The organism is Neisseria sp. P0017.S009, assembly GCF_051957375.1.
Classification (GTDB): domain Bacteria; phylum Pseudomonadota; class Gammaproteobacteria; order Burkholderiales; family Neisseriaceae; genus Neisseria; species Neisseria perflava.
Window position 1 is genome coordinate 122,558 of the sequence record NZ_JBQCWL010000008.1, and the last position, 19,049, is coordinate 141,606.

The 19,049-nt window shown below is 48.2% G+C and carries 20 protein-coding genes and 2 tRNA genes; 6 read left to right on the top strand and 16 right to left on the bottom strand.

Translation table 11 applies throughout. The features are described from left to right. Positions 1 to 69 precede the first annotated feature (69 nt). The 3 genes from ftsL to mraZ form a co-directional block, all read right to left on the bottom strand. Positions 70 to 333 carry a cell division protein FtsL gene (gene ftsL / locus ACTHTG_RS10155; RefSeq protein ID WP_003681879.1) on the bottom strand — a complete coding sequence of 88 codons (264 nt, stop codon included), beginning with the start codon at positions 331 to 333 and terminating at the stop codon, positions 70 to 72. A gap of 62 nt (positions 334 to 395) precedes the next feature. Next, complete coding sequence (gene rsmH / locus ACTHTG_RS10160; RefSeq protein ID WP_004518896.1) at positions 396 to 1,358, bottom strand: 16S rRNA (cytosine(1402)-N(4))-methyltransferase RsmH; 963 nt, start codon at positions 1,356 to 1,358, stop codon at positions 396 to 398. Next, positions 1,355 to 1,810, bottom strand: coding sequence for a division/cell wall cluster transcriptional repressor MraZ (gene mraZ / locus ACTHTG_RS10165; protein WP_039861849.1), 456 nt, complete (start codon positions 1,808 to 1,810; stop codon positions 1,355 to 1,357). Before mraZ ends, rsmH begins: the two co-directional genes overlap by 4 nt. Positions 1,811 to 2,212: 402 nt before the next feature. Here mraZ and ACTHTG_RS10170 point away from each other — a divergent pair, with 402 nt between their 5' ends. From ACTHTG_RS10170 to ACTHTG_RS10180, 3 genes are all read left to right on the top strand, one after another. Beyond that, the gene (locus ACTHTG_RS10170; protein WP_049335342.1) at positions 2,213 to 3,364 is read left to right on the top strand and encodes a class I SAM-dependent methyltransferase; all 1,152 of its coding nucleotides are present in this window, start codon (positions 2,213 to 2,215) and stop codon (positions 3,362 to 3,364) included. A gap of 106 nt (positions 3,365 to 3,470) precedes the next feature. Next, positions 3,471 to 3,547: transfer RNA gene (locus ACTHTG_RS10175), tRNA-Met, on the top strand. 6 nt (positions 3,548 to 3,553) lie between these two features. After that, a tRNA-Ala gene (locus ACTHTG_RS10180) sits at positions 3,554 to 3,629 on the top strand. 139 nt (positions 3,630 to 3,768) lie between these two features. Here the strand turns inward: ACTHTG_RS10180 and ACTHTG_RS10185 are convergent. From ACTHTG_RS10185 to ACTHTG_RS10210, 6 genes are all read right to left on the bottom strand, one after another. Further along, a complete protein-coding gene (locus ACTHTG_RS10185) occupies positions 3,769 to 4,173 on the bottom strand; it encodes a ClpXP protease specificity-enhancing factor (RefSeq protein WP_049335344.1) in 405 nt (134 codons plus the stop codon). Between the two features lie 11 nt (positions 4,174 to 4,184). Further along, on the bottom strand, positions 4,185 to 4,790 hold the full coding sequence (locus tag ACTHTG_RS10190; RefSeq protein ID WP_039861850.1) for a glutathione S-transferase N-terminal domain-containing protein: 606 nt from the start codon (positions 4,788 to 4,790) through the stop codon (positions 4,185 to 4,187). 214 nt (positions 4,791 to 5,004) lie between these two features. Next, entirely contained in the window at positions 5,005 to 5,793 is a 789-nt protein-coding gene (locus ACTHTG_RS10195) for a cytochrome c1 (RefSeq protein WP_180947878.1), read from the bottom strand. A 14-nt stretch (positions 5,794 to 5,807) separates the two neighbouring features. After that, the gene (locus tag ACTHTG_RS10200; RefSeq protein WP_003681866.1) at positions 5,808 to 7,157 is read right to left on the bottom strand and encodes a cytochrome b; all 1,350 of its coding nucleotides are present in this window, start codon (positions 7,155 to 7,157) and stop codon (positions 5,808 to 5,810) included. Positions 7,158 to 7,175: 18 nt separating this feature from the next. Then, the gene (gene petA, locus ACTHTG_RS10205) at positions 7,176 to 7,757 is read right to left on the bottom strand and encodes a ubiquinol-cytochrome c reductase iron-sulfur subunit (protein WP_003681863.1); all 582 of its coding nucleotides are present in this window, start codon (positions 7,755 to 7,757) and stop codon (positions 7,176 to 7,178) included. A 123-nt stretch (positions 7,758 to 7,880) separates the two neighbouring features. After that, complete coding sequence (locus ACTHTG_RS10210; RefSeq protein WP_308538531.1) at positions 7,881 to 8,630, bottom strand: Nif3-like dinuclear metal center hexameric protein; 750 nt, start codon at positions 8,628 to 8,630, stop codon at positions 7,881 to 7,883. 175 nt (positions 8,631 to 8,805) lie between these two features. Here ACTHTG_RS10210 and ACTHTG_RS10215 point away from each other — a divergent pair, with 175 nt between their 5' ends. Further along, positions 8,806 to 9,732, top strand: coding sequence for a LysR family transcriptional regulator (locus ACTHTG_RS10215; protein ID WP_004518905.1), 927 nt, complete (start codon positions 8,806 to 8,808; stop codon positions 9,730 to 9,732). 75 nt (positions 9,733 to 9,807) lie between these two features. On the opposite strand, the gene ACTHTG_RS10220 is transcribed toward ACTHTG_RS10215, so the two are convergent. The 5 genes from ACTHTG_RS10220 to ACTHTG_RS10240 all read right to left on the bottom strand — a co-directional run bounded on the left by ACTHTG_RS10220 (position 9,808) and on the right by ACTHTG_RS10240 (position 12,753). Beyond that, on the bottom strand, positions 9,808 to 10,458 hold the full coding sequence (locus ACTHTG_RS10220) for a TIGR01621 family pseudouridine synthase (RefSeq protein WP_004518906.1): 651 nt from the start codon (positions 10,456 to 10,458) through the stop codon (positions 9,808 to 9,810). 1 nt (position 10,459) lies between these two features. Then, positions 10,460 to 11,038, bottom strand: coding sequence for a TMEM165/GDT1 family protein (locus ACTHTG_RS10225; protein ID WP_004518907.1), 579 nt, complete (start codon positions 11,036 to 11,038; stop codon positions 10,460 to 10,462). Positions 11,039 to 11,327: 289 nt separating this feature from the next. Next, positions 11,328 to 11,657 (bottom strand): antibiotic biosynthesis monooxygenase family protein, encoded by a 330-nt coding sequence (locus ACTHTG_RS10230; RefSeq protein ID WP_440360659.1) that lies wholly within the window; start codon positions 11,655 to 11,657, stop codon positions 11,328 to 11,330. A gap of 179 nt (positions 11,658 to 11,836) precedes the next feature. Further along, positions 11,837 to 12,274 (bottom strand): cytochrome b, encoded by a 438-nt coding sequence (locus ACTHTG_RS10235; RefSeq protein WP_004518911.1) that lies wholly within the window; start codon positions 12,272 to 12,274, stop codon positions 11,837 to 11,839. Between the two features lie 23 nt (positions 12,275 to 12,297). Continuing rightward, positions 12,298 to 12,753 carry a hypothetical protein gene (locus ACTHTG_RS10240; RefSeq protein ID WP_440360658.1) on the bottom strand — a complete coding sequence of 152 codons (456 nt, stop codon included), beginning with the start codon at positions 12,751 to 12,753 and terminating at the stop codon, positions 12,298 to 12,300. Positions 12,754 to 12,938: 185 nt separating this feature from the next. Between ACTHTG_RS10240 and ACTHTG_RS10245 the strand changes: the two genes are divergently transcribed. Then, the gene (locus ACTHTG_RS10245) at positions 12,939 to 13,343 is read left to right on the top strand and encodes a MarR family winged helix-turn-helix transcriptional regulator (protein WP_049332004.1); all 405 of its coding nucleotides are present in this window, start codon (positions 12,939 to 12,941) and stop codon (positions 13,341 to 13,343) included. A 65-nt stretch (positions 13,344 to 13,408) separates the two neighbouring features. Here ACTHTG_RS10245 and dnaJ read toward each other — a convergent pair whose 3' ends face one another. Beyond that, positions 13,409 to 14,560, bottom strand: coding sequence for a molecular chaperone DnaJ (gene dnaJ / locus ACTHTG_RS10250; RefSeq protein WP_049331965.1), 1,152 nt, complete (start codon positions 14,558 to 14,560; stop codon positions 13,409 to 13,411). A gap of 210 nt (positions 14,561 to 14,770) precedes the next feature. Here dnaJ and leuS point away from each other — a divergent pair, with 210 nt between their 5' ends. Continuing rightward, complete coding sequence (gene leuS, locus ACTHTG_RS10255; RefSeq protein WP_049331967.1) at positions 14,771 to 17,410, top strand: leucine--tRNA ligase; 2,640 nt, start codon at positions 14,771 to 14,773, stop codon at positions 17,408 to 17,410. Positions 17,411 to 17,686: 276 nt separating this feature from the next. Here leuS and ACTHTG_RS10260 read toward each other — a convergent pair whose 3' ends face one another. Next, positions 17,687 to 19,003 carry a ferredoxin reductase family protein gene (locus tag ACTHTG_RS10260; protein WP_440360657.1) on the bottom strand — a complete coding sequence of 439 codons (1,317 nt, stop codon included), beginning with the start codon at positions 19,001 to 19,003 and terminating at the stop codon, positions 17,687 to 17,689. Positions 19,004 to 19,049 lie beyond the last annotated feature (46 nt).

Genomic DNA, 19,049 nt, shown 5'->3' on the forward strand with positions numbered 1-19,049 from the left:
ACTTCTCATGACTTAGCTGCTCAGTGAGCTATTAATTCCCGTAAACACCTTGAAAACAAGGCTATATTCTTATTTTTTGCGTTCCAGCATAGCCGTATTATGCGCACCCGGCGGAAGCAGATGTTGCTTTTCGGCCGCCACTTTAATCAGTTTGTGGTTTGCCAATCTTGCTTGCTCCAGTTTCAAGCGCGCGTAATCCTGTTCCAACTGAATTTCCCGCTTTTGCGCCTTATCCAACTCGATAAAGTGCAAGCGCGACTGGTTTTGCTTAAACACTACGGCAAAGGCAGAAACCGTCACCAAAACCAGTAATAAAATATTCAACTTACCCATTTCAAACTTTCAGACGGCCTGTCAACAGAAACATCCCTTGCGACAATGCCGAAACGCTTTCCCTAGTCAACAACCGAAAATTCGCCGCTGCTGCGCTCCGCCACACGCAAAACTGCACTGCGCGCACGCGGATTGGTTTCAGTCTCTGTCGAACCCGGTTTGATTGCTTTGCCCACAGCCTTCAAAGGCGGTTGAGGCAAATCCGCTTCCTTGACCACCGCCCAACGGGGCAAAGGCGCATGTTGCGAATATTTTTTAATAAACTGCTTCACAATTCTGTCTTCCAGCGAATGGAACGCAATGACGGCCAAGCGTCCACCCTCTTTCAGACGGCCTGCAACCTGCGGCAAAACTGCCTCTACCTCTTCGAGCTCGCGGTTAATAAAGATGCGAACTGCTTGGAAGGTGCGCGTAGCAGGGTCTTGTCCGCGCTCACGAGTACGGACGTTTTGCGCCACAAGCTGCGCCAGCTTGCGGGTTGTATCGATGGGACTCTCCTCGCGTTGCGCAACAATGGCGCGCGCAATCTGGCGACTAAACCGCTCTTCACCATAATTCTTAATTACCTCGTGTAAATCCTGTTCGGATGCGGTTGCAATCCATTCTGCCGCAGACATCCCGCGAGTCGGATCCATCCGCATATCCAACGGCGCATCAAAGCGGAAACTGAATCCGCGGCTGCCATCGTCAATTTGCGGCGACGAAATCCCCAAATCAAAAAGCGCACCGTCAATCTTATCGATGCCCAATTCATCCAAGGCCGTCTGAAATGTTTCAAAACCATTGTGTACGACACTGACACGTTTATCTTGCACCGCCAGCTCATTGGCTACCGCAATCGCCTCAGGGTCTTTGTCAAAAACAACCAAACGACCCTGCTTGCCCAAACGCGACAAAATCAGCCGGGAATGCCCTCCCCTGCCGAACGTACCGTCCACATAAATCCCATCTTCACGGATTGCCAACGCATCCACCGCCTCATGCAACAAGACAGTAACATGCTGATAATTTTCAACTTTACTCACAATTGCAAATCCGTTTGACTCAATTGGAAAGCCAATTCATCAGGATCGATATCCAAAGCCTGATTCATTTCCTCTTCCCAATGTTCGCGGCCCCACAACTCCATACGGTTTGCACGGCCAACCAAAGTAACTTCTTTTTCAAAATCTACGCGTTTGCGCAGATTGGCCGGAATCAAAACGCGTCCGGCGCTATCCCACTCCAAAATCTCCGCATTGTGCAGCAGCAAATTCTGATACCGTTGCAAAGCTTCATTGCCGGCCACTTTCAACTTCAAAATCTGCTCGGCTTTTTCTTCCCAAACGGGCTCGGGGTACATCAATAATTTTTTTCGGGAATCCAGTGTGACCACAATTGCAGGCGTATAACGGCGCAGCAAAATATCGCGGAATTTGGCAGGAATCGCCAACCGCCCTTTACTGTCCATACTCAATTCATGAGCACCGCCAAACACATTACACCCCAAATTCGATTAAAATAAAACTAGAGTGGGATTAAAAATCCCACCTTCCTAAAATATTTCGTCTTCACTTCTACGGAACACTTTTTAGGAAAAAGTAACCACTTTCACCCACTATGCCCCACCAACCGACACTATAAGAAATTTTGGCAATCAGGTCAAATCAACCCTTTATCTGAAATGAAACACTAAACACTTAAAATTCAATAGCTTATATATACAAAAATGCATGACAAATTAATATGCTAGCCATTTTATATGGCATAAAACACCATATCTAGTATTGTTTATGTTTTTAAAATACTACATATAGTATTTTTACACCCGATTACCACCCCTCTCACAAGGGGCTATAATATACAAACAAATTCAAATTTTTTACATTATCTAACAGTCATGAAGCCACAACTCCCCCTTCCTTCCCCTGATGCACAAGCCTCTTCAGCACACCTGACCAAGCTTATAAAAAACGAAATTGAACAACATCAAAACTGGATACCCTTCTCCCGTTTTATGGAGCTTGCCCTTTACACACCTCAATACGGCTATTACAGCGGAGGCAGCCATAAAATCGGTACGGACGGCGACTTCATTACCGCCCCCACCCTCTCCCCCCTATTCGGACAAACCCTTGCCAAACAACTTGCCGAATTACTGCCGCAAACAGCAGGCAATATCTATGAATTTGGTGCAGGTACAGGTCATCTCGCTGCCACACTCTTGCAAAACCTTTCAGACGGCCTAAATCATTACTATATTATCGAACTATCAGCAGAGCTTGCAGAGAGACAACGCCAACATATTCTTGAACATACTTCCCCCGAAGCAGCCACAAAAGTCATCCACCTCACCACATTACCCGAACACTTTGACGGCATCATCATCGGCAACGAAGTATTGGATGCCATGCCGGTGGAACGCTTGATTTATCAAGATGAAGGGTTTCAACAAATCGGCGTGAGCCTAGAGAATGACGAGCTAATCGAAGCCATCAGACCATTGACCCAAGCCGAACTGATACAAACAGCCTCCTTGTACCTCCCTCCCCTCCATTCATACACAAGCGAGCTACATCCTGCACAATATGCCTTTATCCAAACCCTGGCCGCCAAATTGCAGCGCGGCGGTATGATATTTATCGATTACGGCTTCGACGCCGCCCAGTATTACCATCCGCAACGCAAAGAAGGCACATTTATCGGCCACTATCGCCACCACACCATCCATGACCCATTTTTCAACATCGGCCTGACCGATCTGACTGCACATGTCAATTTCACCGATATTGCACGCGCCGGCATAGAATCAGGTTTGGACTTAATCGGCTACCTGCCCCAATCTTATTTCCTGCTCAATCTCGGCATCACCGATTTGCTGGCACAAATCGGCAGCCCAGATTCAGTTGAATACATCCAAGCAGCCGCCGCAGTACAGAAACTGATACATCAGCATGAAATGGGCGAACTTTTTAAAGTGATCGCTTTTGGCAAAAACATCGATATCGACTGGGCAGGCTTTAGCCACGGCGATATTTGCCATAAGCTATAGCCTGACAACCTACTTTTTATTTTTTAAAAACAATAAGAAATAAAAAAAACCAAAATTAGCGCTTGCCAAATATTCAAAAAAAACTATAATAGCGACTTCACGAAACGGCGAATTAGCTCAGTCGGTTAGAGCAGAGGAATCATAATCCTTGTGTCCGGGGTTCGAGTCCCTGATTCGCCACCAAATTTCGGGGGTATAGCTCAGTTGGTAGAGCGCTTGCATGGCATGCAAGAGGTCAGCGGTTCGATCCCGCTTACCTCCACCACTAAACAAAAAAGCTCTTGTTAAACGCAAGAGCTTTTTTGTTTGGCTTAATTAATAACTGATTGCTCATTAATTTTGCCATTTCAATACCCAATCAATAAAGGCCGTCTGAAACATTTCAGACGGCCTTTTATCTTTAATTACTTCACAAGCTTCAATACTTTTTTCGGTTTTTCTTCCGCAGATTCAGCTTTTTTATCTTCGGCCACTGCAGCTTCGATAGAAGCAGGCTGATATGGTTCTACCTCAAACCCCATACCCTCTCCACTTTCGCGGCCAAATATACTGACAATATGACCGACCGGAATCCAAATCTCGTGCGCTACGCCGGAAAAGCGTGCAGAAAAATTGACCCACTCGTTGTCGATATTCAAGTTATGGCTGGCAGTAGGGCCAATATTTAAAACAATCTCATTGTCGCGTACATACTGCATCGGCACACGGGTATGTTCATTTACCCAAGCCACGATATGCGGTGTTTGGTTATTATCCAAACACCATTCATACAAAGCACGCAACAAATACGGTTTGGTTGAAGTTGCCATAGATCCGTCCTTTAACGGCGCATGGCTTTTTCAGCCGGTGTCAATGCTTCAATAAAGGCTTCGCGTTGGAAAATACGCTCGGCGTACTTCAGCAAAGGCGCAGCAGATTTACCCAGTTTGATGTCGTAATAGTCCAAACGCCACAACAGTGGAGATAAGGCAACATCAATCATGGAGAAGTCATCGCCCAAGATGTATTTGTTTTTAGTAAAAGACGGTGCCAACAGTGTCAAACCATTGCCAATGGCTTCACGCGCTTTGGCTTGTTCTTTATTGGTAGATTCAGGGTTTTCCAACACTTGCACCAAGCTGAACAATTCTTTTTCCATACGGTACAGTACCAAACGGCCGCGACCGCGCATAACAGGATCACCCGGCATCAACTGAGGATGAGGGAAACGCTCGTCAATGTATTCGTTGATGATGTTTGATTCGTGCAAAATCAAATCACGCTCAACCAGAACCGGTACTTGGTTATACGGATTCATCAAAGCCAAGTCTTCGGGTTTATTGAACACGTCCACATCTTTGATTTCAAAATCCATGCCTTTTTCATACAATACAAAACGGCAACGTTGGCTGAATGGACAAGTAATACCCGAATACAAAGTCATCATAATCTTCTACTCCTGATCAATCTTTTCAGACGGCCTTAAGCCTTATAAAAATTCAGAAAGAATTATACATAATTTCAAATACTTAATCCAGAAATTTAAAATAACACACTGTTTACATTAAGCAATTTTTAGATTTGCATTAATCCGACATAAATTGATTAAGCAAACAAAAAAGGCAAACCTGAAACAGGTTTGCCTTTTTGATTCAAAAGAATTAATGAACGTCTTTCCAGAATTCTTTTTTCAGGAAGTACGCCAACGGCAACATTACGGCAAACAGGAATGTCAAAACCATGTAACCGATACGGTGGCGTTGCAATTGAGCAGGCTCACCCATGTATACCAGGTAGTTTACCAAATCGCGCACATACGCATCGTACTCTTTTTGGATTACTTTACCATTAGGCAGACGACGGCTGTGCAGACCGGTAGATTCCCAATACAGTTTAGGAGTCAGGTTGCCATGCTCGTCTTTAATCATAACGGGCTGACCTTTGGCATCCAACTCAACGGCTTGAACACCTTGTTGCTCCCACAATGGGTGAGGCATACTCGCGCCGGCCAAAACGGTATTGTTCCAACCGTTCGGACGAGTTGGGTCTTTATAGAAACCGCGCATATAAGCGTACAGGTAATCTGCACCTTTAGAACGAGCAATCAGGGTCAAATCCGGCGGAGGCGCACCCAACCATTTGGAGGCATCTTTCGGATCCATTGCCGCTACCATTACATCACCAACGTTGTCTGTTGTGAACATCAGGTTTTTCTTGATTTCATCTTCAGTCAAACCAATATCTTTCAGACGGTTGAAGCGCATACCGCTTGCAGAGTGGCAAGACAAACAGTAGTTTGTAAAGATTTGCGCACCGTGCTGCAGACTGACTTGATCACGCAGGTCGATATCGACTTTTTCGTAGTTTGCATGGCCGCCGCTGGCGACGGCTGCACTCATAGGCACTGCCAGCAATAAGGCAGCAAACCAGTTTTTCAAAGTTTGTTTCATTTTCGCTGCCCTCATCAGATATTGGTTGCAAACAAGTAAGCACCGACAACGGTAATACCGACGTAAACAAAGAACATAATTTTTTGTTTAGTAGTGCTCATGGTTACGCGTTCAGGAACTGGTTTGTTGGTATCCAGTTTGGTATAGAACGGCATACCCAGGAAGAATGCAAAGTAGACGAAAGACAGGATACGTGCAACCAAAGTACGAGTATCAGTTGCTACCATTGCACCCAAAATACCCAAACCGATGAAGGCAATGATGAACAGAACCAACGCAGTTTTGAAGATTGGGCCACGATAGCGGACAGATTTAACCTCGCCTTTATCCAACCAAGGCAACAAGGCGATCAGGACAACTGCTGCACCCATACCGATTACACCCCATACCTGAGTACCGGCAAAGGAAGGAATCGCACGCAAAATTGCGTAGAACGGAGTGAAGTACCATACCGGCGCAATGTGCGGAGGTGTTTTCAGCGCATTTGCTGCATCGAAGTTTGGCGCTTCCAAGAAGTAGCCGCCGCCTTCAGGTGCAAAGAACAACACAGAACAGAAGACAATCAGGAATACAACAACACCCAAGATGTCTTTAACAGTGTAGTAAGGATGGAATGGGATACCATCGCGTGGAATACCGTTTTCGTCTTTGTTTTTCTTGATTTCAACGCCATCAGGGTTGTTAGAACCCACTTCGTGCAGGGCGATGATGTGAGCCACAACCAAGCCGAGCAATACTAGAGGTACTGCGATAACGTGCAGGGCGAAGAAGCGGTTCAAAGTAACGTCGGAGACGTTGAAGTCACCGCGGATCCAAGTGGACAAATCAGGACCGATAACAGGGATGGCGGAGAACAGGTTAATAATTACCTGCGCACCCCAGAAGGACATTTGACCCCAAGGCAACAGGTAACCCATAAAGGCTTCTGCCATCAATGCCAAGAAAATCAGGGAACCGAAAATCCACACCAATTCACGAGGTTTTTTGTATGAACCGTAAATCAGACCACGGAACATGTGCAGATAAACGACGATGAAGAAGAAAGATGCGCCGGTGGAGTGCATGTAGCGGATAATCCAGCCGCCGGACACGTCGCGCATGATGTACTCTACTGCGGTAAAGGCAGCAGGCAGATGGTAGGCGTTAAGGTTGCCGTCCGGTTTGTAGTTCATGGTCAGGAAAATACCGCTGACGATTTGAATTACAAGGACAAGCAGGGCCAAAGAGCCGAAGTAATACCAGAAGTTGAAGTTCTTCGGCGCATAGTATTGAGCCAAATGCTCATTCCACATTTTAGACAGAGGGAAGCGAGCGTCCATCCAGCCTAACAATGCTTTTGCTTTGCTATTGGTTTGGTTTGCCATAATTATCGTTCCTTATTTTTAGTCTTCGCCCACCAAAACAGTTGTATCGCTCAGATATTTGTAAGGCGGTACAACCAAGTTGGTCGGTGCAGGAACACCTTTGTATACTCGGCCTGCCATGTCGAATTTCGAACCGTGGCACGGGCAGAAGAAGCCGCCTTTCCAGTCTGCGCCCAAATCCGCAGGGGCAACGTCGGGACGGTAGGTCGGAGAGCAACCCAGGTGGGTACAGATACCGATAGCGACGAGGAGGTTCGGCTTGATCGAACGGGTCTCGTTTTTACAGTTTTCGGGCTGATGATCCACTTCGGAATTAGGATCTGTAACTGCGCCATCCAAACTTTTCAAGTCTTTGAGCTGTTGATCTGTGCGGTTGACCAGCCAAATCGGTTTACCCTGCCATTCGGCAGTCAGCATTTGACCTGCTTCGATTTTGCTGACATCTACTTCGACAGCAGCACCGGCAGCCTTAGCTTTCTCCGATGGGAAGAAGCTGGCCACGAAAGGCGTAGCTACGCCTAGAGCCGCCACACCGCCTGCACCGCATGTAGCCAGTGTCAGGAAACGGCGGCGACCGTTGTTGATTTCTTGATTATCCATTATTCAGTCGTCCTAAAATTTTGGGAATACCGAGCCATTAAACAGCGTAATTCTACCTAGTTTGTTGTAATACTCAAAGCATTATTTAAAATAAGGTAAAGTTTTTATGATATTGCTCAATACTCAGGCAGGGTTGTTTTCATCAAAGTGAACCACTTCGATACCGAATTTTTCTGCCACGGCATCGCCTAAGGCGCGTACGCCGTAGCGTTCTGTCGCATGATGGCCGGCACTGATAAATGCCACACCCGTTTCGTTGGCAAGATGATATTGCGCTTCGGAAATTTCACCGGTCAGATACGCATCGACACCTTCGTCTACGGCCGTCTGAAAAAATCCCTGCGCACCGCCGCTGCACCAGGCAATACGTTTGATTTCGCGTTCTAGATCGCCGATAACGGTCGGCTTGCGGCCGAATGTTGTCTCAATGTGTTCAGACAACTGCGCCAGCGTTTGCGTGGTTTTCAGACGGCCTGTATTCAACAGGTTTTGCTCACCGAATTGTTTTTCGAGCGCCCAATCAAGTTTCTCGGCCAACTGTGCGTTATTGCCTAATTGCGGGTGCGCATCCAGCGGCAGGTGGTAGCCTGCCATATTGATTTGGTTTTGCAGCAAGGTTTCAATGCGTGCTTTTTTCCAACCGGTAATCGTGACAGGCTCGCTTTTCCAAAACATACCGTGGTGAACCAAAAGCAGATCCGCCCCCTGCTCTACGGCAAAATCGATTGCAGCTTTGCTGGCGGTAACCGAAGTGGCGATTTTGGCAATTTCTCCTTTGCCTTCGACCTGCAAACCGTTGGGTGCATAGTCCTTAAACAGCCCGACCTGCAATGTCTCATCGCACCAAGCCAGAATTTCACGGCGTAAAGCCATATTCCGCTCCTTATATCTATCTTCAAAAACAGCTTCGCATTCTAACCGCAAAATCTGTTTATGCCTCAAATTCTTACATTCCGATTTCAGCAATCATTCCCAACATTAATCATTTGCACATCATCATGAATTATTTTAATATACACCACCTTACCCACAGGCCGTCTGAAAACACATGGACTCTATTATCGAATTGCGTCATCTCAAAACCTTGCTGGCTTTAGAAGAAACCGGCAGCGTTTCCCTTGCCGCCAAACGGGTTTTCCTGACCCAATCCGCCCTGTCGCACCAAATCCGCGCCTTGGAAAATTATTACGAAACGCCGTTGTTTGAACGTAAATCAACACCTTTGCGCTTCACGCCTGCCGGTATGCGCCTATTGCAACTGGCGCGTGAGCTGTTGCCGCAGGTTGCCGCCGCCGAACGTGATTTGGTGCGGATTATCGAAGGCGAAGCGGGCGAACTCAGGCTTGCCGTCGAATGCCACACCTGCTTTGACTGGCTGATGCCTGCCATGGGCGAATTCCGCCCCTTATGGCCGCAAGTTGAATTGGACATCGTTTCCGGTTTCCAAGCTGATCCGGTCGGGCTGCTGCTGCAACACCGCGCCGACCTTGCCATCGTTTCCGAAGCCGAGCCGCTCAACGGCATCAGCTACCGCCCCCTATTTGCCTATGAAATGGTCGGCATCTGCGCAGAAGACCACCCGCTTGCCGACAAAGACGTTTGGGAAGCGGAAGACTTTATCGACGAAACCCTGATTACTTATCCCGTCCCCGACGAAATGCTGGATTTGCCCAAAAAAGTGCTGTTGCCCAAAGGCATTAATCCGCCACGCCGCCATAGCGAGTTAACCATTGCCATTATTCAATTGGTTGCAAGCAAACGCGGCATTGCCGCCCTGCCCTATTGGACGGTCATGCCGTATTTGGAAAAAGGCTACGTCGTCCACCGCAAAATCACTTCAGACGGCCTGCAAAGCAAACTTTATGCAGCCATTCGTACGGAAGATGCCAACAAAGGTTATCTGGACAACTTCTGCCAAATCACGCACGACCGCTGTTTTGCCGACTTGCCGGGTTTGAGCGAATTGGCAATGTAAACTTGAAACAATCAAAAGGCCGTCTGAACAATTTTCAGACGGCCTTTTTTAATATATACAAAAATTTCACTGCTTCTATTCGGATTCATCCGAACCCAAACACGCCGACAAATCGATTTCAGACGGCCATGTTTTATCGGGCGCAATCCGAATATCGAAATGCTCGCCGCGATAATCAAAAACCAAACGCCAAGCGTGCAGAAACAGATGTTCCGCCTCATCGCCGCCATACAGCGTATCGCCCAAAATCGGACTGCCTATGCTTTTCATGGCCACGCGCAGCTGATGGGTTTTGCCGGTAAACGGTTGCAACACAAACAGGCGCAAACCGGGCTTCAGGCTTTGGCTGCTGAAACGGGTAACGGCAAAATTATCCTCATCACGCGTCAGCTTCCATGTACCGCGCCGCGAACGCGCCATACCGCCTTTCACCCAGCCCTGCTTTTTCGCCGGCTTGTGCGTACCGAGTGCCAAATAAGTTTTACGCATGGTTTTCTCGGCAAATTGCGCCGACAAAGCCGCCGCGCTGTCGCGGTTGAGCGCAAACAGCAACAGACCGCTGGTGGCCTTGTCCAAACGGTGAACCAGCCACACGCGTTCAACACCGAGCTGCTGCGCCAGTGATGCGGTCAGACAAACATCCCCTTCCGATTCGCTGTGCACCGATACGCCGCAAGGCTTATTAATGACCACAAAATCTTTGTGTTCAAAAACAATGTCCCACATTTCAGACGGCCTTCAACACGATACCGTCGCCAAGCAGGGTCAAAATACCCAGCAGGCAGAACAAGATACATGCGGCAATGCGCACTGCTTTGGCCGGAATCTTGCGCATCAGCATTTCGCCCAAATACACGGCAGGCACAGAAGCAATCATCAAACCGGCAATACTGCCGACCACGACCAGCAGGATAGATTGGTATTTTGCTGCCAAAAGAACTGTTGCAATCTGCGTTTTATCGCCGATTTCAGCCAAGAAAAACAGGACAACCGTCGCCGTAAATGCGCCGTATTTCAGCCACTTACCGTCAGGATCTTCGTCTTTGTCCGGCAATAGCAGCCACAATCCAACCGCAATAAAACTGCCGCCAACCACCCATTTCATGACTTCGGGCGAAATAGCGGATGCCAGCCAGACACCGAGTGCGGCTGAAACAAGATGGTTCAACAGGGTTGCAATAAAAATACCGGCAACAATCGCGTTTTTGTGGGCAAAACGTGCAGCTAAAAAGAGTGCGAGCAATTGCGTCTTATCGCCGATTTCGGCAATGGCAACGCCCAGCGTCGAGGAGAAAAAAGCTTCCATGATTTAAGATACTCAACCGAAAAGCGGGCAAACAAAAAGCGCTGTGCATACCGCCCGCAAGGGTATGGACAACGCTTACGTCTTGCCTGTCTTCCGATAAAGCAGAGAAGATACCGCTGCCACGGCCGCACAAGCCGATTATGTTGACAACGGTTTCGGCATTGCGCCGAATGGCTACTCCCGTAAGAGTGAAGCGCGAATTGTAAGGCAAACCATGGCTTGAAGCAACAGAAAGAAAAACAAAAGTCCGCCTGAAACCTGATTCAAGTAGGTTTCAGACGGCCTGCGATTACTTGCCGCATACTTCAAATTTACGGCCGAATCCTTTGCCATTGTATCTGCCAAAACCATGCGGCATATCGTTTTCAATCACTTTAAACAAACCCGGGCTGGCTGCAACCCCTTCAGGCATATTATCCGGCAGGGCCTGACGCATCTTGGCAGTAGCGGCTTTAAAATCTTCCATATTGCGCCAACGGGCTACGTTGACCAAATGATATTTACCGTTTGGATCTATATTTTGGTGCAGGCGCGTAGCTATATAGCCTGGCTGGGTTTTCAAAAAATCACGCGCTTTTTGCCAAGAAGCCAAAGCTTCGGCTTCTTTACCCTGCGGCACTTCAAAAGTATTAATGAGGACAACACTGTTTTGAAAGGCTTCACATTTTTCCTGCCACTGTTTGGCATTTGCAGTACAACCGACAGCGACAAAGGCAGTGGCGGCAGCGGCAATCAGAGCTGTTTTTTACGGATATTCATATGGATAGTTCCTTATAGGTTTGAATTGATGTGAGATATTTAAACTCTTCCGAACATTCGGGGCATTACGGATTCGCCTTTGATGTAGTGGTAAACGACCATGCCGATATGTCCCAGAGACAAGAACAGCAACGAAAATGCCAGTGCTCCGTGAATCTGTCCTTCCTGAGTAATTTGTCTCATAACACCTGTGACTGGAACGGCAAGCATCAGGAGATACATTGCCCAATGTCCAAATTTGGCAGCCATACTGCCAACCGGTCGATTTCTGGACTGGCGGATTGCCCGCATCACACGCCAAGCAGACAATATCAGCAGAAGAAAGCCAACCGCTTTATGAGGATTAGTCAAAAACTTCAGACTTTCATCCATATTCCAAGCAATGGCGGTTGCAAACATAAACAGATAGCAGGCCGCCATAGTCCAATGCAGAAAGCGGGTTGTAGTGCCGTAACGTTGCGGAATATCAGGTTTCATGATGTTTTCTCTTAAATTAACAATTAAGCGGATTTCAATTTGGGTTTACGGATAGAAAATCCGTCTTTCATGCTCAGTCCCAACAACGTCAGATTAGCCATACCGGCAATCAGTTCTACGATTTGAACGATATAAAACACGCTGTCAAACTGTCCTGCGGCGGCGCGGCTGTTTAAGAAAAACGCGCAAGGCAGCAAAATCAACATTCCGTTGGCAGCGATAAAGGGCATACGGCGGCGTTTCGCGGCAATCGCAGTATGTTTGCTTTTTCCACCCATTTTCATGCCTGTTGCACCTGCAACTGCCATACAAGCCATCAGCCCGAATAGCGCATAAACAATGGTTTGTTTTACAACAACGATGGTTTCATGCGAGCTGAAGAGTTCGCTTAATACGGTACTGATCCAAAATGAGGCGATGAATAAACATGCACCTGCTCCTGCCGCAGCATGGATTTTGCGTAAAGTATCGCGGTTCATAATATTTCCTTTGAATGTTTAAGATAGGCCGTCTGAAATTTATATAGCAAGCTATTAAGTTAAAATAAGTATAGCTTGCTATTGATTAATATAGCAAGCTATACTTGCGCTATAATTCATAAAGATCTGTTTTAAAAGGAAACAAAGTGAACGACTCATTCAAAGACCAATCAGCCGGCTATTTGATGAACCATATTGCCCGCCAATTTGCCATTTTATTGAGCGAAGGCCTAAAACCACTGGGGATTGCGCCTGCACAATTTCCAATTTTGATCGAGCTATGGAATAAGGACGGCTTGAGCCAACAGGAATTAGTTGAGCGTGCCGATTTGAAGCAGGCAACGATTGCCAACACTCTGGCACGGATGGAGCGAGACGGATTGATTACACGGGAGCCTAATCCTGAAGATGCACGCAGCCGTTTGATTATGCTGACAGAACACGCGCGTGCTTTACAATCAAGCTCCACCGAAATTGCCAAAGCCATCAACCAAGAATCCTTGGCTGATCTGTCTGCAGACGAGCAGAAACTGTTTTTGGAAATGGCACAGAAAATTATATTGAAACAACAAAAGATGATAAAAGTCTGAAAAATATAAAAAAGGCCGTCTGAAACTCAATGTAAACAGGTTTCAGACGGCCTTTTTCACAACGATTAATTATCGGAGAACAAATCGCCTACTTTTTCGCCTACTTTTTCCCAAAACGATTTTTTGCGCGGGGTTTGGCTGAGATTGAGGCCGGAGGAAATTTTTTCAAATTCTTCCAGCAACTCTTTCTGACGGTCGGTCAGGTTAACCGGTGTTTCAACCAAAATGTGGCAGTACAAATCGCCGGTCGAGCTGGAACGCAGAGACTTGATGCCTTTACCTTTCACGCGCATACGGCGGCCGGTTTGCGTTTCTTTCGGAATGTGCAGTTTGACTTTGCCGTCCAAAGTCGGCACTTCGACTTCGCCGCCCAATGCAGCAATGGCAAAGCTGATCGGCAACTCGCAATGCAAGTCCAAGCCGTTGCGCTCGAAGATTTTGTGCTGTCTTACGCGGACATTGACGTACAAATCGCCTGCCGGTGCGCCGTGTTGACCCGGTTCGCCCTCGCCGCTCAAGCGGATGCGTTGACCGTCGTCGATGCCTGCCGGAATGTTGACTTCAACCGTTTTGCTGGTTTTGGTGCGGCCTTCACCACGGCATTTGACGCAAGGATCTTTGATTTCTTTGCCTGTACCGTGACAAGTCGGACAAGTCTGCTGCATTTGGAAAATGGCTTGGCGGATATGCACCGTACCTGAGCCGTGACAGGTCGAACAAGTCGATGCAGATGTGCCCGGTTTGGCACCTGAGCCGTGGCAGACATCACATTCTTCGTAAGTCGGAATATTGATGCGTTTTTTCACGCCTTTGGCGGCTTCTTCAAGCGAAATCTCTATGCCGACCTGCAAGTCCGCGCCGCTGTAATCCGGCTGACGGCCGCCTGCGCTGCCGCCACCGCCGAACATTTGGCTGAAAATATCGGAAAAATCGAAGCCTTGCGCGCCGCCGAAACCGCCAAAGCCACCGAATCCGCCCGCACCTGCGCCCTGTTCAAACGCGGCATGGCCGTATTGGTCGTACATGGTACGTTTTTCCTTGTCAGACAAGGTGTCGTAAGCTTTTTGGACTTCTTTAAATTTTTCTTCCGCTTCTTTGTTGTCAGGGTTGCGGTCGGGATGGTATTTCATTGCCAGCTTGCGGTAGGCTTTTTTGATTTCATCGTCGCTAGCGCTGCGGGCAACACCAAGGGTTTCGTAAAAATCTTTATTGCTCATAATTTTGATAGTGTTAAGAATGAATTCAAACTGGGTGGGATATGTGGGCGAGTATCAAAAACTCAAGTCAGTATTTTCAAGGCCGTCTGAAATTGTGCTTTTCCGACATCCAAACATTCAGACGGCCTTTGTCAAACCGACAGGCCCGACAACCTGCTATAATCCCATCTTTATTTTTTCCAACGTTTTCAAGCGAAAAACAGAATGACCATGCAAGAACATTACCAACCCGCCGCCATTGAGCCTGCGGCGCAGAAAAAATGGGACGACGCCCGTATTTTCAACGTCTCCGAAGACGCTTCCAAACCCAAATACTACTGCCTCTCCATGTTCCCCTACCCCAGCGGCAAGCTGCACATGGGGCATGTGCGCAACTACACCATCGGCGACGTATTGAGCCGCTTTAAACTCTTAAACGGCTTCAACGTCATGCAGCCTATGGGTTGGGACGCGTTCGGCATGCCGGCGGAAAACGCGGCGATGAAAAACAACGTCGCCCCCGCCGCTTGGACTTACGACAACATCGAATACATGAAAACCCAGCTCAAAAGCCTGGGTTTTGCGATTGACTGGGAGCGCGAAGTCGCTACCTGCAAACCCGAATACTACCGCTGGGAACAATGGCTGTTTACCAAGCTGTTTGAAAAAGGCATCGTCTATCGTAAAAACGGCACGGTGAACTGGGACCCTGTTGATCAAACCGTCCTTGCCAACGAGCAAGTCATCGACGGACGCGGCTGGCGCTCCGGCGCGTTGATTGAAAAACGCGAAATCCCGATGTATTACTTCAAAATCACGGATTACGCCGAAGAACTGCTCAACGACTTGGACAAACTGGAACACTGGCCGGAACAAGTCAAAACCATGCAGCGCAACTGGATCGGCAAATCCCGCGGCATGACCGTACGTTTCGCCGTTTCAGACGACAGCAAACAAGGCTTGGAAGGCGATTACGCGAAATTCCTGCAAGTTTATACCACCCGTCCCGACACACTGATGGGCGCGACTTATGTTGCCGTTGCCGCCGAGCATCCGCTGGCAACCGCCGCAGCCGCCGCAGCCGCCGACAAACCCGAATTGCAGGCATTTATCGCCGAATGCAAAGCCGGCTCGGTTGCAGAAGCCGATATGGCGACGATGGAGAAAAAAGGCGTGCCGACCGGCCGCTACGTCGTCAACCCGCTCAACGGCGATAAACTGGAAGTGTGGATTGCCAACTATGTATTGTGGGGTTACGGCGACGGCGCGGTGATGGCTGTTCCGGCGCACGACGAACGCGATTTCGAGTTTGCCACCAAATACAATCTGCCGAAAAAACAAGTCATTGCCGTCGGCGACAACGCATTCGACGCAAACCAATGGCAAGAATGGTACGGCGACAAAGAAAACGGCGTATTGGTCAACAGCGGCGACTTGGACGGCATGAATTTTCAGACGGCCTTTGACGCCATCGCCGCCAAGCTGCAAAGCCAAGACGCTGGCGAACCGAAAACCCAATACCGCCTGCGCGACTGGGGTATTTCACGCCAACGCTATTGGGGCTGCCCGATTCCCATCATCCATTGCGAAAAATGCGGCGACGTACCTGTCCCAGCCGATCAACTGCCGGTCGTTTTGCCTGAAAACGTCGTACCAGACGGCATGGGTTCGCCTTTGGCAAAAATGCCAGAGTTTTACGAAACCACCTGCCCATGCTGCGGCGGCGCGGCGAAACGCGAAACCGATACCATGGACACCTTCATGGAATCGAGCTGGTACTTCTTCCGCTACATGTCGCCCAAGTTCGCAGAAGGCATGGTATCGGCTGAAGCCGCGAAATACTGGGGTGCGGTCGACCAATACATCGGCGGTATCGAACACGCGATTCTGCACCTCTTGTACGCGCGTTTCTTCACCAAACTGATGCGCGACGAAGGCTTGGTCAATGTTGACGAACCGTTTGAACGCCTGCTCACGCAAGGCATGGTCGTCTGCGAAACCTACTACCGCGAAAACGACAAAGGCGGCAAAGACTGGATCAACCCCGCCGATGTCGAGCTGACTTTCGACGACAAAGGCCGCCCTGTTTCCGCCGTTCTGAAAGCCGACGGCCTGCCTGTCGTCATCAGCGGCACGGAAAAAATGTCCAAGTCCAAAAACAACGGCGTTGACCCGCAAGAACTGATTAACGCCTACGGCGCGGACACCGCCCGCCTGTTCATGATGTTCGCCGCACCGCCCGAACAGTCCCTCGAATGGAGCGACAGCGGCGTCGAAGGCGCACACCGCTTCCTGCGTCGTCTGTGGCGCACCGTTTACGAATACCTGAAACAAGGCGAAGCAGTCAACGCGTTTGCAGGCAGCCAAGACGGTTTATCTAAAGAACTCAAAGACCTGCGCCACAAACTGCATTCCACCATCGCCAAAGTCAGCGACGACTACGGCCGCCGTCAGCAGTTCAACACCGCCATCGCCGCCGTAATGGAATTGCTCAACCAATACGACAAAACCGACACCAACGGCGAACAAGGCCGCGCCGTCGCCCAAGAAGTATTGGAAACCGCCGTACGCCTGTTGTGGCCCATCGTGCCGCACATCTGCGAAACCCTGTGGAGCGAATTGAACAGCGCGAAACTGTGGGAAGCAGGCTGGCCGACAGTCGATGAAGCCGCTTTAGTCAAATCCGAAATCGAAGTGATGGTTCAAGTCAACGGCAAACTGCGCGGCAAAATCACCGTTGCCGTCGACGCATCCAAAGCCGACCTCGAAGCCGCCGCCCTTGCCAACGAAGGCGCAGTGAAATTCATGGAAGGTAAACCTGCGAAGAAAATCATCGTCGTACCCGGACGCTTGGTGAATATCGTCGTCTAAACCGCTTTTAAGGTTTAGCCATACGGATAAAGGCCATCTGAAACTTGGAAACAGGTTTTCAGACGGCCTTTTATTTTTAAAACCGTTATTTCCTTGAATTGTAAGGTTTACCATTAAATTAAAGTTATGAAGATATTTTTTGAACCATCGTATTCAAATGAAGACCTTAGCTTTGATAAAAACTAAGGTTTAGACGAATAAAGAAAGGCTGAGACCTTTGCAAAAAAGCCCTTCCCACGACAGCCTAAATCCAAACAAAGGTCTCATCAGGTTCATTTAGCGGAATTCAAACAGCTCTTGATGCAATGAGCGTGTCTTAAGTTTTCCTGCAATACTGTTTGTAAAGCTACGACTACCACAAAGCCATAGACTGCGGGTTTCACTATTCTGAACGCTTTGTACAATATGATCAGCTGATAATCTTTGGGTTTCAGAAGGAATATAGTGGAATGTAACATTCGCTTGTTGAGCCAAATCTTTCCATTGGTTGATTATTTCTGCAGATAAATTTCTATCGGCATGGAACCAGTCAATTTGTTGATTGGATGGTTGTTTGGCTAATTCTTTGAGCCTTGCAAGGAAAGGCGTAAAACCAATACCGTTACTCACCCAAATTTGTTCATTTTTATCTGAAAAATTGAAGCGGCCATATGCACCATCAATTTTAACGGTATCACCGATGTTCAAACGTTGAGACAGACGATGGGTGTAGTCGCCCAAGTCTTTGATGATAAGATTGATTTGTTGATTTTCAGGATTCCAGTTTGAAGCGATGGTAAATGGGTGGCTTTCTCCATGTGCACGTAAATAGAGGAATTGACCGGCTTGGTGTCCCTGCCATTTTGGCGCATTCAGGGTAAGTGAAAGCAGGGAGCCGTTTTGGTTCATGGCAGTTACTGTTGCGGTTTGCGGTTTACCAATGCGTTTAAAGAGGGCGAGGAGGGAACAAATACTACCGAAGAATAGGGCGGTAGCCAGCAACCAGCCAAGTGGCTGAGCCCAGTAAGCAAAGTTTGCCAATACGATGGTGTGCCATACGAGTGCAATATAGACAGGGACAATTAAGATGTGAAGTTTGGCAAACCAACGGTAGGGAATAAGTTTGATCAGTGCGATAACCAATAAGACGACTGCAACGTAAAAAGCAATCTCACCCACTTCTTCAGCAAAATGGCGCTGGGTAACTAACCAATCTTTTAAAGTCAAGACTTCCTGCATCGGTGGGCGCGGTGGCTTTTTGCCGTCAAACAGACCGAGCTTTACCAGCCATTTGGGGAATTGCTTACTGATCCAATGCAGGATACTGCCTGAAAGGGCAATGATGCCCAACCATTTATGCAGGCGGTACATTTTATCCAATCCGCCAAATAGTCCTTCCAACATTTTGGGACGTACTGCAAGAATCATACAAGCACTCATGGCCAGTATGCTGATGCTGCCGGTGAACTGTAATAATAGGTTACGTACGGGAAATACGCCCCACTTGTCTGGAAATGGCGTGGCAAACAGCCATAAAGCGGATATGCCGACTAAAAAGGCAAATAAGGTAAATTTAATATTTTGGGTATACGGATTTAATGGTTGATGGGGCACCTTCACCCCATCAATCTGATACCACCCTCAGATGGTTGATAGATCG